Here is a 14,579-nt window from a genome sequence, read left to right as displayed (position 1 = left end):
CGTATTTTCAATAAAAAAGAGCCCCTCCGCTCCGAGGAGACCCTGTTCCTATCGATCTAAGTTACGCGAATATATCTATTATAGCATGCCGTATCTGTCTCTGTTAGCGATATTACGAGAGATTCAGCAACAATTATTGGTTCGCCAGATAATGGTACAACCATCTCAGGCAAAACAATAAAAAGCCCTCCGCATGGAAAACCATTGCAGAGGGCTTCGTTATCATTTATGAATGCTTAATGCCAATGGTCAAAATCTCACATGGCCCAACCGGTACTTTGAGCAACGATTGTCCATCTACAACAAGACTTTCAACTTCATGCTCAAGCACATTACTTTTATAGGCTTGCCCTAGTGATACAGCTGCAGCTTCTGATAGGTTTAACGCAGTCTCCGAAGGCGTCATATTAAACCATCTAAGCATGAAATCACCAGATTGCTCATTCACCTTCATGGAGGAGAACGCTAGTCCACTGCCGTCCCAAGCGAATAAAGCGCCATTTGGAGCAAGCTTGCCGGCATGAACGCCTGTCTGACTAACGGTCCACGGCACTTGGAACTGATATGCCGCTGCATATGCGCCGGATGCAACTCCGTCACCGTTATGCGGAAGGATCGTCAGGCTGAAGCTTTGCTCACCCAAACATTGTGCTTCTGGTGTAGGGAACACGCCCCAATCGCCAAGCTCAGCAACTGCACGAAGCAATGTAATCGCAATGGAGTTACGTCCATCACGCAATACTTCGTATTCGTTTAGGCCAAGGTTGGCAACCGTCAAACCACCTTTATCGCCGCTCACATCAACAAACGCTTGCTGATGCTGTGCGTTGCTAGGATTGATCCACTCCGCTGCCGGCTCATTATCACGTGTTGCAACCTCGAAGATGGAATCTGCTTGATGAACAGCCGTCTCCAGATCCGTTGGGAACAATACGCGAACCCGGTGATCCTTCGCTTGGTTGTTGAAGGAGGATTTCCATTCCACCCCTTCGTCTTTGCGGCTTATTGCAATTTCAGTCCTGATTGTAAGTGGAACTGTCGTTTCCGTACGCTGTGACTTCCGCTCCGGGAAATAAACAGCCTCTTGCTTCTCAACCTCGAAGTATGGTTCTGCTGAGGCAGGTACTGCCCATTCATGAACAATTTCGAATGCCGCACGGTATGCTGTATTCTCGATTAGACGAATGCTTGCAGGTACACCCTTCGTTGTCAAAGTTTGCTCTCCAGTTGGCTGCTTATACATATATTCGTTGCCGATATCGCCTGTATTCTCATACACGCCGAGCTCGCGATAGACTTGACCGCTGCGTTTATCAGTCAAGTTAAACGATCCGTCCTGCGCGATATCAATTCGAAGCCATTCGTTCTCAAGCGCATGCTCTCCAGCAACCAGCGATTGTGATGGCTGCAATTCTGCTTTCGCATTCCGAACATAGCCATAAGCTGCCAAGCCTAGCGCAGCAACTTCCGCTGCTTCGAATGTCAGCTTCACTTTGCGGCTCATATATGGCTGACGGAACTTGTCGTCGGGCAGATCATAACCGAATTGAAGTCCCATATCAGAAGCTGTATGCGCAATGGCTGCACCGCTTCGATCAACAAGCGTTCTGCCAGTTACATCGACAGCGTACATTTTCTTGTTCATCTCATCCAGCGACAAACCATCACGGAAGTAAATGCGAGCGATGTCCAGCTCAATCTCTACTACTCCGCTGCGATCCCAGCCCGTTGTATTGTACACAACAAACGGCAGTGCATCTTCGCCATATTGTTCAAATATGGATGTGTCAACCGCATCGGCAATTGTCACTTTGCTATCGTCAATAATCGCTTCCGCAATATGACGGCTCTTATCGAAGCGAGTCACCATCTCACGGTGAACTTCGTCCACGCTGCAGCCGCAAATGCTGTCATGCGGATGGTTCTGCATAAGTGTTTTCCAAGCGTAAGTAAACAAGTGATGCGGGTATTCGTGACCAAGTGAATAAGCAAGCGCAGCAAGCGGCTCCGCTACCTTCTCCAACATTGCTTGACCAAGTTGATTCATTTGCTTCAAGTAAACACGTGCAGAAGCCGTATTCACAAGCGTTGACCAGCCGTCAGTACGTTGGCTGCGAAGCTCGCCTTTCACCACGGACAGCTCGCGTGTAAGCGAAGCATTCACCGATGCCAAATAATCTTGGAAATTCGAATGAATGAATTCTGTATCAGGGAAAAGCTCTCTTGCTGTTTTCAGCGCAGCAGACAGATCCTGCTGAATCGGCTGATGGTCGCATCCGTTCATGAACAGCAATTGGCCTGTAGCAGCATACTTCTCTGCCTCAGCCAGCTTGCGCTCCCAATATTCCTTGGCGCTTGCTTCATCTGTAGGCACTTCCATGCCGTTGCAGTACCAGTTGGCGAACAATACGCCCAGCACTTGCGAACCGTCCGGCCCTTCCCAAATCAGCTCAGAGAAGGAAGATTCATAATCGGAATCTGCTACTGTATTATTAAAGCCGGTTGGTTTCACGCCTCTGCCAAATACCGCATTATCGATACCGGCTTGACGCAAAATTTGCGGGGCTTGACCGATATTCCCGAACGTATCTGGAAAATATCCTACTTTAGCAATCGTTCCAAAACGGCTCGCATCCTGATGCCCGATTTGCAAGTTGCGAAGATTCGCTTCACTGCTCGTCAGGAAGGCATCCTGCAAAATATACCAAGGTCCGATCGGAATACGGCCTTCTTTAATATAACGTTCAAGGCGCTCCCGATTATCGGGGCGAACTTGCAAATAATCTTCCAATATGATCGTTTGACCATCCAAATAAAAGCTTTTGAAGTCCGGATCCGTATCGAGTGTATGAAGCAGCGTATCCATTAATTTTACAAGCAATACATGGTGTTTCTCATATGGCAAATACCATTCACGATCCCAGTGGGTATGTGAGATGATATGGGCTGTTCGTTTATCTTTCATCACTAGAACACCTCTTCTTGTTAATCGTTGTTTGCAGGAATTACCGTCACATTCACCTGATCAGGTCGGTAAACGGACAGCAACTGGCCGTTGTTATCCACTGCAAAGAGCACAGACCGTTCCTTCTCCAGCACAAAAGCGTAAGAAACGCCTGTTACAGGGTCCTTCACCTCAATATCAACATCCAAGCTGAACTCGGACACGAATGTGAACAGCGCTCCGTCTTGGAATGTCAGCTTACGGCCGTAGACACCTGGTAAATCTCCACCTTTAACAAAGTTCAGCTCCACGCTGCAGCCTGCGTACGCGAGCGCATATTCATAAATCGCCGAGATCGGCTCGATGCGATCGTTAAGCTCCACTGGTAGCGGACACCAGAGGATTTTCCCTTTGCCGTGCGATAGCTCGATGAGCTGATCGGCAGCAGCCGCAGCATTGTCTTTTTGCGCTTCCTTCCATACCTGAGCAATTCTCCGATTGCCATATGAAACAGGCAGCAAACGATCACCGATGCGAAGCAGCTCTTCGCGGCGTACATTGACAAGCTCTCTTGAACCAAATAGCTCAGCATGACGATCGACTGGACGCCAATATGCATCAAGGCTTGTTGGACCTGTAAGCAGCAAAGTCGCTCCTGTGCGTTCAATGTAGCTAAGCAGCTGATTCAATGCAGCATCATCCAAATTATGGGCACTTGGTACAATAACGAGCTTAACAGGATTCGCTTCCAGCTCATCCAAGTGATATTCCGAAGCTCCGCGGAATGGCTTATTCAGCTCATAGGCCAGCACGCGTGTTGCTTTGGTTGTCGCATCAAACGCTAGCTTACGATTGGAAAAATCATTGGAATAAGGGAAAATGACTGCAGTATCCTCAAGCTCCCGCCCTCTGAACAAATCTCTGATCTCACCCATAAAGCGTCCGAAATCATAAGATACATCTGCCTCAGGCTTCTCGGTGCCATCCGCTCGAAGTGCTCCAATATGGGATTCATTTGCATTATCCATATAGAAATTCGTATTCCATATCCATTGAACCGCACCCGCTCCACCTGTTGCAAAGGCATAGGCATACTTGCGCTCAAGGATGTTCCGTAGTTCTGCTTCCGAACGTTTCGCGCGTCCTTCTGGTGTTTCCACGTACATGATGCCCGTTTCCTGCACCAAATTCGGCTTGTCTGCCGTTTTAGCAAAAATGCTGTCCCACACCAAATGATCATTCAACCACCACGAATGGACAGTTGTATAGTCGACAGCCTCGCCGTAGAAGAACGGTGAAGGTCTCTGAGCGCCAAGCGCTTCATCCTGTCCGACTGTAACCATATGATCCGGACATTCTTCTTTAATCGTCTGGTACAGCTGCTGTGCCCAACGATTATGCATATCCATAGAGAACAATACATAATCGAGCCAGCGCGTCCCCTTCTTGCCTTGATGCATATCTTGAACGTCAAAGTTGATTTCCTCTGGTTCAGGTACCTTAACCGATTCAAAGTTCGGCAATTGCTCCGGCGTCATGTTCCATAACTTCTGGAGCTTCTGGACAGATCCGTGACGCTCCTTAAGCCAAACTGCGTATGCCGCCTGCTCGAATGGATCACGTGCCGATCTAGGACCATCAGAAAAAATACGAGGAGGATCAAACATCGACGGCTCGTTAATTAAATCCCAGTCCACATGCTTCGATTGTTTGTGACGTGAGATGATCGACCGGATGAATCGTTTCTGTGCTTCTACACTCCGCGGATCGAGATAAGGATTTTGCCCTTCCCATGTTTCCGGTGTAAAGGAGAAGAAAGTAAAGGTTATCTGCAAATCATGCCGTTTGGCCGTTAGCAGAAACGCATCAATAGAACGAAGCGCCTCCTCCGATGCATGGCCATCAACCTGCATAATATTACGATAAGCCGTCCATATGCCGGTTCTGATCCAGTTGATGCCTGCTTTGCGCATCTGGGCCATATCACGATCCCATACCGATGCGTTTGGCAAAAACAAAAACTTGCGCGCAACATCCGAAGTCATATAGGTCATTCCGACAACTGGCATCGGTCTGCCGTCTTTCACGAAATAATCGCGTTCGCTCGTAACCGGAGTTCCCTCTGCAAGCAGCTCAGCATCAAATCCCCAGAAGCCTTGGCGAAGAATACGAACCTCTCCATCCGTTGACTCCGCGATACAATCCACCTTGTAATAACCACTCACGATTGCTAGAGGAACGGGAATACGAACGATAAGCTGTTTGCTCGCCGCTTCCGCTTTGATGCTGCTCGTCCACCGCTCATCCGGCTTGCTTTCATGCTCGATCGTAATCGTAAAGTTCCAGCTTACAGCTGGCAAATCCTTGGCAGCAGCAGAACGGCTAAGCTGCTGTACTTGCAGCGTCAGCATCGCACGTTCATCTAGCTCGAAGGATGCATAATTAGGCTTCAACCACAGCTCTGTTACGCCTGCTGAGCAGAAATCCGACCAGCGGCGAAGCTCGTCCGCTCCTCCGCTTTGCCAGAATAGCTCCGTTAACGGCTGATTTATGAACAACCAGCGCGCGCCTGCGAACATTCCCTTCGTGTTCTCCCATAGTACGACAGGTGCTGCAACTTCTCTTCCTTCAGCTGAAACCCCCTTTAGAAGCGGGTACAATTGTGCGTCCATCGGTCCAGCAGAACCCATCTGATGCGGCAAATCACTCGTTTTGGTTACATGCGGCACTAGATTCCAAGTGTTTGAAACTTCAAACAGTGACTCTTTGCCTTGCAGCAGAGGAAGATCCTCCATCGCAGACAATTTCATGATCGGAGCAGAATCTACTGGCAGAGCCTCGTGAATATGAAGCTCGCGATGATAGGCGGTTTGCTCAGACTCTGGCTCCCAGACACCAGCTTCATTTTTTGAAACTGGAATTTTGAACGGAGCTCCACCAATGCTGATTAAACCTCCGCCGCGCTTCAGATAGGCTAAAATGTCAGCCCATGCTTCCTTAGGGAAATAAGGCGCATGCATATTTACGAAGCTACCGCCTTCCGCAGCAGCCAGCGCTATTCCAAGATTATTCGCACGAGCGACGCTGCCCATTTGCAGCAACTGCCCCTCTGCGTCCGAGCTTAGACGAGAATCAATCGGAAACGATGGATCATAAAAAATAATAGTGCTTATGCTCATAGGATGTCATCCTTCATCGCTTGATAGACAAGCTGTGAGAAAAGACTGTTGGACCAAGCAAACCATTTACGCGTGAACACAGTCGGATCATCCGCATGGAAGCCCTCATGCATGTAGCCCGTATCCGCATCGGTCGCTTCTAGCATCGCAAGCAAAGCTAGCTTTTCTTCGCTGCTAGTCGCAGTAATCCCTTGCATCGACAATGCCATATGCCAAATGTAGCCTGGAGGAGTATGCGGGCTGCCGATTCCCTTAGCTGCCGTTCCTTCGTAATAGAAAGGATTATGTTTACTTAAAGCAAATTTTCTCGTATTCACATAAATCGGATCTTCTGCATCCACATAACCAAGATAAGGGATCGATATCAATCCCGGCGTTCCTGCATCATCCATGAGGCAGTAGTTGCCGAAACCATCCGTTTCATAGGCATAGATTGGACCGAATTCCGGATGCTGATAAATACCGTAAAGCTGAATGCCATGGTTGACATCGTCTTCTAGATTTTTCAGCTCTTTAAGGAAATCCATGTCACGGAATACCCATTCCGCTATTTCCTCCATTTGACGAAGCGTAACAACTGCAAACATGTTATCGGGAATATTGTAATGGAAATCACAAGCGTCATCACTTGGACGGAAGCCTGACCAAATCATACCCGTATAGTTAACAGGCATGCCTAAACCCGAATTGCGGAGTGAATCTGTCGGAATGCCATTATCGCGAGTAAAACGGTAAGGCGATTGCTCGAAATGGCGCTGCTCAGTCTTCCATAACTCGACGATGCGGCGCATAGCTGCCTTGAAGCCGGAATCGAAAATATCAGTCAGTTCCGTTTCCTTCCAATAAGCATGTGCTAGGCGCATGGAGAAACAAATAGAATCGAGCTCGAACTTGCGCTCCCATACCCATGGGGACATATCCGTCTCATCCGAAGTATTCCAGTGCCAATCATTAGCCGACTCATTGAACGCATTCGCATAAGGGTCGATTTGAATATAGGAAATATGTCGTTTAATCAAGCCGCTAAGGATTTTCTGCAAATCTTTATCATGCTTCGCGAACGGGACGTAGTGCATCACTTGCTCGACGGAATCGCGCAGCCACATCGCAGGGATATCGCCTGTAATGACAAAGGTCGTACCATCCTCCATCAGCTTAGTTGTTGTTTCCAATGTATTTGGAAAGCAATTTTTGAACAATTGAAGCAGCTTCGGGCGATGCGCCAGCTTCTGCTCCGCTTCCTTCAACACGTCTTGAATTGCCTGTGGCAGCGTTAGCTCAGGCATTGGAATTTTCGGTAATCTAAATTGCTCCATTGTATTTGCTCCTTTAGGAAAAAGATTCGTAATTACTCCTTAACAGCACCAACTGTCAAGCCTTGAATGAAATATCTTTGGAAGAACGGATAAGCGAATACGATTGGACCCGTTGCCAGCACCACCATCGCCATACGCGACGTATCCTGCGGCATCGACTGCAGCAAACCTGTGCTGATCGACGCATTTTGCGAGTTTTGCATAATGAATTGCATACTATTTTCGATCCGCATCAGCATCGACTGAAGCGGCACTAAATTCGGCGTGTTAATGTACAACAAGGCATTAAACCAATCGTTCCAATAGCCGAGTGTACTGAACAAAGCAATGGTTGCGAGACCTGGCAGCGACAAAGGCAGCACAAGCTTGAAGAAGGTGCCAAACTCTCCCGCACCATCGATTTTGCCTGATTCTATAATAGCATCCGGTACCATTGTCGAGAAGAATGTCCGCAGGATCATAATGTAAAAGGCGTTGACCGCAAGCGGCAAGATGAGCGCCCAAATTGAATCTTTAAGTCCAAGCAATTGTGTGACTACAATATAAGACGGCACAAGACCACCGTTAAATAGCATCGTGAAAAATGCGAAAAATGCGAAGAAACCACGATATTTGAAACTTTTACGTGAGATTGCATAAGCGAAAAGCGCCGTACATGCTACACCAATCACAGTACCAATAACGGTAACAGCTATCGTTACCCCATAAGAGCGAAGCAGTTGATCCCCCGCTTTGAATAAATAGGTATAAGCCTCAAAACTCCATTTTTCAGGAAAAAGCGAATAGCCGTTTTTAGCTAGCGTCGCCTCATCCGTAAACGAGATAATGGTGACGAATAAAAAAGGAAATACACATAACAATGCAAAAATACCAGCCACGGAATGGAATCCTATATTCCAAATGGGCGACAACCTATGAAAGTCGCGGGTTTTCGTCGTTTGAGCGGACATAGCGGTTTTCCTCCCTGCGCAATGCTTGTTCTAGCAGTAAAGCCTTTTAGACTAGAACAAAGCATTGTCTTTATTGAATTTACGAACAATTCCGTTCGATGTAATAACGAGTACAAATCCAATGATCGACTGATACAAGCCTGCTGCTGTACTCATGCCGATTTCACCAGTTGATTTCAATCCGCGATACACATAAGTATCGATAACATTCGTTACGCTGTAGAGTGTTCCCGAGTCCCTTGGCACTTGATAGAACAGACCGAAATCCGCATAGAATATTTTACCAATTGCAAGCAGCGTCAGTATCGTAATGAGCGGTGTAAGCATTGGGATCGTAATGCTGCGAATTTGCTGCCATTTATTTGCGCCATCGATCATTGCCGCTTCATAAAGGGATTTATCAATACCCATGATGGCTGCCAAATAGATGACACTGTTGTAGCCGACTGATTTCCAAAGAAACACGACGACGATAATAATCGGCCAATAGGTGGGATCAGAGTACCAGTTAATCGGATCGATGCCGAACCAGTTGAACACTTGGTTCACAACGCCTTTATCCAAGCTCAGGAAGCTGAATACGAAATAACCGACGATAACCCATGACAGGAAGTATGGAAGAAACATACCCGTTTGATAAACTTTTGCTAATTTCTTGTTCGTAATCTCTGCCAGCATAATCGCCATTGCAACGGCAATGACTAGTCCAAGCACGATAAAGAAGATGTTATAAACGACGGTATTGCGAGTAATGATATAAGCATCATTGGTGCTGAATAGAAATTTGAAGTTTTGCAGGCCTACCCACTTGCTCTCGATAATGCTGGCAAGAAACCCATCCCGGCTGTACCTATACTCCTTAAACGCAATAACCATACCGGCCATCGGCAAGTAAGAGAAGAAGATGAACCAGATTGTTGCTGGCAGCACCATAATCAACATCGCTTTATTTTTATTAATATCTTTAAAAAACCGTCCTATGGCTCCCACGTGATCACCTCTCAGTTGTCAGATTAATGAGGAAAGGTATGAAACGAATACTGTGGATTCGCTTCATACCTCCCGCATGTTTACTTGTTCGCCGCTTTCCACTCGTCAAGCTGACGTTGTGCTTCAGCCATGATTTTATCAAGGCCAGCTGCTTTAAATTTCTCATTCGCACGTTTGATGTAAGTCTCAGGATCAACTGTTCCTGTCATAAGCGGTGCCCAAAACTCTTCTCTTACGTTTTGTACGGAAGCAATTTCAGTCGTTACTTTCGACGGATCGAAGTTGAAGCCAAGAAGAGGTGCTGGTGTTCCTGCATCGTTAAACTTCTTGAACTCTTCCCACTTGTTCGTAGGATCTGTTGTATTCAAGTACGTAAGCATTACATTGCCCAGTGAGAATGTTGGCATGTCGTAGTTTTTCGACTCATCAAGGTTTTCCATGACGTTGTCGCCTGTTTTCTTGTAGTGAACGCCCTCGATACCGGAATCAATCATATTGCGAAGCACAGGGTCTGTGTTAAGCAGGTTGAGGAATTCCATCGCTTTTTCCGGATATTTCGAGTTAGCCGAAATCGCTTGCATCGAGCCCATAACAGACCAGTTGTAAATAAGTGCATCGCTTGCAGGAGTCGAAACAACTGGATAGCCGTAGCTTGCAGACCATAGGTTATCAGCAAAAGGCTGAGTTGTCGCACGGTCTGAGAACCATTTGCCAGTCGTTTGAACATCTGTCATCGAATCCATCGTAGCTGCTTCTGTAGGGATGTAGCCTGCTTTGTAATATTTGTGCATCGTATTCAAAGCTTGTTTCATTTCTGGTGTATCTAGAACGTTAACAAGTTTGTAATCCTTCGTATCGAGGGAAACTGCCATTGGAAGCTTCTCGATCACATAGTCGTATGGCACGTAAGGCATTTGGTTTTTATCAACAGCGAAAGGATATACACCTTGCTCGTTTTCTTTGATCGTTTTTAGCAACGGCTCAAGGCTCTCAAGCGTATTCACTTTTGAAATGTCCAGCTTGTACTTATCTACAAACTGCTTGTTGAAGCGCCATACCTCTTGTGCAGGCAGCTCTTTGTTAGCCGGGATACCGTAGTTATGGCCATCAATTTTGGAGCCTTCAAGGAAAGCAGGATCTAGTGTATCAACAATGCCTTGACCGTGCGATTTCAGCAAATCATCGATTTGCATGAACGCGCCTTTTCTAGCGTTCTGCACGTAGTCGAACGCCCATGAAGACGTAAACATAATGTCTACTGCTTCACCGGAAGCTGTCATAACTTGCAGCTTTTGTGAGTAATCGCCCCAGTCAATCATGCTCATTTTGACTGTAACGCCGATTTTCTCAGCTGTATATTTACTAACTTCCTGCATAACCTTGTCCACATCTTTTTGAGGTGTACCAATCGTGTACCAGAGCAGCTCTACTGGTTTCTCAGCAGTGCCTTCACCTTCATTTTTACTTCCTCCGCAGGCGCTAAGCACGATTGACATGACCAGCATCAGCGCGAGCGCCGGCATAAATCTTTTTTTGTTTCTACTCATTGTAAGTCCTCCCTATGTCTTGTTGCGAAGCTCAAATCAATTGCATAAGCATACGCTTTCTTTACTGCTCTGCCCTTTATTCGCGATGCGTTTTAGGGCTAACTTAAAAATAACGGATGTAACGGTTTTCAAATAGGGAACAAATTAAAGGTATGGTGTACAAATTAAAGAAAGAAAGGACTTCTCTATCATGCATTAGAGTAGTCCTTTGTAATCAGTAGGTGAAATGCCAACATATTTCTTAAATTGCTTGTAGAAATAGCCGGTCTCCCAGTAGCCAACCTGAAGCGCAATTTCCTGCACCTTCAGCTGCGTTTCCTTCAACATTTCCTTAGCCTTGCCAATTCGATATTTGTTTATGTACTCGGTAAAGGTTTCGTTCGTCTCCTTCTGAAACAAATGTCCGAGATAAACAGGATGAATGTTGTATTGCTGGCTAAGCGATTTCAGCGACAGCGCCTGCGCATAGTTCTCATGCACATAGCCTAGCAGCAACTGAATGATCGGGCTCTTCACGTCGCGCATAAGTGAATCCACCGTTAATGTGGCTGCTTCTTTGACGACCGCGGCTAGACCTTCAATTGTCTCAGCCTGCATGATTTGCGTGAAGCCCGCTTTGAAAAGCTCAGGCTGATCCGCTTGCTTAATTTCTTTGAGCTCCATTTTGAACCGTATCATCATCTCGATTGCCATACTTTGAATATACTCCGGTGTTACACCATCCAGCGTCTGATAATGCTCAAATTCAGCATCGATTGCCGCATGAAGCTGCTCTAGATCCTTAGCCTTAATCAGTTTCGAGAATAAAGACCAATTAAGCGGTTGCGGCGTTACATTCTCAATGCTGTTCTTCTCCGACAGTGAGCTGTAGTCCAATATAGCTGGTTCGTCAGACAGCAGGAAATATTCTTGGGCCTTTTTCGCATGGGCATAGCTCTGCGGCGCCCCCTCGCCTACCGCCTCCACACTGCCCAGTGAAATTCGCATGGGGCTCGGGGCGAACCTTTTTTGCATGTTTTCAAGCGTGCTCATCGCTTTTTCCTTACCCAGTTCTTTGTCCTCCAGCATAAATACGATAACCAAATCACCATCAATGTCCACAAACGGCAGCATCGACGGATCTTCCATGGCAAGCCGCTGTACTGCCTCATAGGAGGGCTCGAACTGACTTTCGGTCCGAATAATCGCGGTAACAAGATAAGGAGCATCTAACCGAATTTCCAGCATATCCGTTCGTTCGATCAGCTCATTCGGCGCAATGCGTCCGGTTAACCAGCGATACAATATATTATCCCTAAGAATGCGAATATCATAATCACTAAATAATCGGTCCGGTCTTGTCGTATTCAATTTGTCGATCGTATTAGCCAGCGTCTCCTGCAGCTCGTCGATATTAATCGGCTTAAGCAAATAGTTTTCTACACCAAGCTTCAGCCCGGACTTAATATAGTCAAATTCGTTGAAGCCGCTCAAAATAATGACCTTCAAATCCGGCCGAAATTGTCGTGCTTCACGAATTAAGGTTAAGCCGTCCATCACGGGCATTGAAATATCCGTCAATAAGATATCTGCCGATGACTCCTTTAAAGCTTCAAGAGCATCTTGGCCATTTTCCGCTGAACCTACAATTTCAAGGCCAAAGGCTGACCAATCGATAATATCGTACAAGCCTTCAATGATAAATGGCTCGTCATCTACGAGAAATACTCTATACATGCTGTACCTCCTCTTGCACCGGGAATTCGATCGTTACAATCGTTCCGACGCCTAGTGCGCTGTTAATTTGGACGCCGTATTCCGGTCCGTACAGCAGCTTTAGTCTCTCGTGTACGCTGCGAAGACCAAAGGAATCGCCGCTTTCCTCCAGAGTGTCCATCGACTCACGAATCCACTCCAGTCGTTCAGGCTCAATTCCGCTTCCATTATCCTCCACCTGAATTTGTATGTGATCCTCTACCTGCCGGACAGTTATCGTTACTCGATTATCCGGTCTTCGAGCCTCTAGACCATGCACGACGTAATTTTCAATAATCGGCTGCAGCGCCATTCGCATGATATTTTTACTTGCCAAGCTCTCATCACAAATGATTTCGTAAGAAAGCTTGTCCTTATAACGAATCCGAAACAGCTCCAAATAGAGACGCGAAGTCTCAAGCTCATCCTTGAGCGTATTTTCACCTTTTGGCTGCACGAAGCTTTTGAATAACACCGATAAGCTATAAATCATTTCGCCTACGTCCTTCGCTCCCTGCGATACAGCCCGCATCCGAATAACTTCGAGCGTATTGTATAAGAAATGTGGATTTACTCTTGCCTGCAATGCAGCAAGCTCTGTATGCTTTTGCTTAATCTCCGCTTTATATACCCGGTCGATGTGCTTGGTTAACTCGCCGAGCATATCGTTAAAGCTTCTGGAAATTTGCCCAAGCTCGTCTTCTTTCTCGTCTTGGATGCGCGCTGACAAATCGCCACTCTCGACCTTGCGCATGAACCTTATTATCTTATTCGTTCGTTTCGCAAAATTAATGACGACCAAGGTCGGCACGAGCAGCACCATAATGATACAAATCACACTAATCAAAATAATGGTTTGCTTCAGCCCTTGATACGCAGCAGCAACCTCTGCCTTCGGCGCTACTCCAACTACCGTATAACCCGCTTCGGTTTGAGTGGACATCTTTACATAAGATTCCTGATCAAGCATCACTGTGTCATTCAGGGAATCGATTTTATCGATATAGGGATAACGTTTGCCGTAATAGTTGTCTGAGGAGTCGAAGAGAACTTCTCCTGTTGGTCCGAGTACAAGAATATAGCCCTTTAATTGCTCCTTATAGCTCTCCAGTGCTTTGTGAATCTGTTCTGAATTGAAGTAAACGAGCAGCTGCCCCAAGTTTTTTAACGTATTTTTGTCCGTAATCGGTACACGTATCGCGTATAGCTTTGGTTCCTGTTGATCAATTGCCGTTCGTACCCAGGCGCTGGGCAACGATACCTTATTCCCCTCTATCGCCATGGCATCAGGGATATAGGAATGCGTGGCATTCGTAGATATTAACCGGGTTACATGCCCCTGCTTGTAAGCGTACAAAAACTGTTTCTCCGAGCTGTATAACAGCAGGTTCTCGATATCGGAATCATTTTCAACCTTATTTTCAAAATAATCCAGCCCCTTCGGCATATCGATGTTGACAGAAGAGCCGTATTGATCCAATTGATAATTGATGTAATCCTCGAAGGGATTTTGAAGAAAGTAGGAGAGATGGAGCGATAAAGCTTCATTCCTATATACATCGAGTATGATGGACTGCACCGATTCATATTTACGTGTCATGTAGCTATTTACGCTATCGATCGCTTTTTTCTGATTTTCAAGCTCATTGCGTACAATCGATTCTGACATGACATTAAACATAAAATACGAAAAAGTTACGATAGTCACGGTTGTAATAAATGCGAACAACAGAATCATTTTCATGAAAAGATTGTTTTTGACATAGTTGCGGTATAAGCTTTTAGCCTTCAAAATAAGCTCCTTTCCCGTGAATGATCGCTGCTTTAAAGGTTGATCGGAGATCACGATTTGGGGTACAAGGTTTAATAATACTTCAGTATGATTTGCTGGCACAAGTATGCTCCTTAATAATAGGCAG

At 46.2% G+C, this 14,579-nt stretch carries 8 protein-coding genes; all 8 read right to left on the bottom strand.

The genetic code is table 11. The features are described 5' to 3' along the window. Positions 1 to 226: 226 nt before the first annotated feature. On the bottom strand, positions 227 to 2,965 hold the full coding sequence (locus AC787_RS21885; RefSeq protein ID WP_054026725.1) for an alpha-mannosidase: 2,739 nt from the start codon (positions 2,963 to 2,965) through the stop codon (positions 227 to 229). Positions 2,966 to 2,985: 20 nt separating this feature from the next. After that, the gene (locus AC787_RS21880) at positions 2,986 to 6,123 is read right to left on the bottom strand and encodes an alpha-amylase family protein (RefSeq protein WP_054026724.1); all 3,138 of its coding nucleotides are present in this window, start codon (positions 6,121 to 6,123) and stop codon (positions 2,986 to 2,988) included. Further along, complete coding sequence (locus tag AC787_RS21875; protein WP_054026723.1) at positions 6,120 to 7,439, bottom strand: glycoside hydrolase family 125 protein; 1,320 nt, start codon at positions 7,437 to 7,439, stop codon at positions 6,120 to 6,122. Before AC787_RS21875 ends, AC787_RS21880 begins: the two co-directional genes overlap by 4 nt. A gap of 32 nt (positions 7,440 to 7,471) precedes the next feature. Further along, positions 7,472 to 8,389 carry a carbohydrate ABC transporter permease gene (locus tag AC787_RS21870; protein ID WP_054026722.1) on the bottom strand — a complete coding sequence of 306 codons (918 nt, stop codon included), beginning with the start codon at positions 8,387 to 8,389 and terminating at the stop codon, positions 7,472 to 7,474. Between the two features lie 51 nt (positions 8,390 to 8,440). Beyond that, the gene (locus AC787_RS21865; RefSeq protein ID WP_179089866.1) at positions 8,441 to 9,379 is read right to left on the bottom strand and encodes an ABC transporter permease; all 939 of its coding nucleotides are present in this window, start codon (positions 9,377 to 9,379) and stop codon (positions 8,441 to 8,443) included. Positions 9,380 to 9,459: 80 nt separating this feature from the next. After that, positions 9,460 to 10,926 carry an ABC transporter substrate-binding protein gene (locus tag AC787_RS21860; RefSeq protein ID WP_054026721.1) on the bottom strand — a complete coding sequence of 489 codons (1,467 nt, stop codon included), beginning with the start codon at positions 10,924 to 10,926 and terminating at the stop codon, positions 9,460 to 9,462. Between the two features lie 195 nt (positions 10,927 to 11,121). Beyond that, complete coding sequence (locus AC787_RS21855; protein WP_054026720.1) at positions 11,122 to 12,642, bottom strand: response regulator transcription factor; 1,521 nt, start codon at positions 12,640 to 12,642, stop codon at positions 11,122 to 11,124. Next, positions 12,635 to 14,554 (bottom strand): sensor histidine kinase, encoded by a 1,920-nt coding sequence (locus AC787_RS21850; RefSeq protein ID WP_321166139.1) that lies wholly within the window; start codon positions 14,552 to 14,554, stop codon positions 12,635 to 12,637. The genes AC787_RS21855 and AC787_RS21850 overlap by 8 nt, the downstream gene beginning before the upstream one ends. Positions 14,555 to 14,579: the final 25 nt, after the last annotated feature.

The organism is Bacillus sp. FJAT-28004 (assembly GCF_001280845.1).
Lineage (GTDB): Bacteria > Bacillota > Bacilli > Paenibacillales > Paenibacillaceae > Pristimantibacillus.
Note: the sequence above shows the minus strand (reverse complement) of the source record. Positions and strands in the feature narration are given on the sequence as shown.

What these genes read in the sequence shown, in the direction of transcription:
- AC787_RS21860 (WP_054026721.1), bottom strand. Translation starts at nt 10,926, where the DNA reads ATGAGTAGAAACAAAAAAAGATTTATGCCGGCGCTCGCGCTGATGCTG.
- AC787_RS21855 (WP_054026720.1), bottom strand. Translation starts at nt 12,642, where the DNA reads ATGTATAGAGTATTTCTCGTAGATGACGAGCCATTTATCATTGAAGGC.
- AC787_RS21875 (WP_054026723.1), bottom strand. Translation starts at nt 7,439, where the DNA reads ATGGAGCAATTTAGATTACCGAAAATTCCAATGCCTGAGCTAACGCTG.
- AC787_RS21880 (WP_054026724.1), bottom strand. Translation starts at nt 6,123, where the DNA reads ATGAGCATAAGCACTATTATTTTTTATGATCCATCGTTTCCGATTGAT.
- AC787_RS21870 (WP_054026722.1), bottom strand. Translation starts at nt 8,389, where the DNA reads ATGTCCGCTCAAACGACGAAAACCCGCGACTTTCATAGGTTGTCGCCC.
- AC787_RS21885 (WP_054026725.1), bottom strand. Translation starts at nt 2,965, where the DNA reads ATGAAAGATAAACGAACAGCCCATATCATCTCACATACCCACTGGGAT.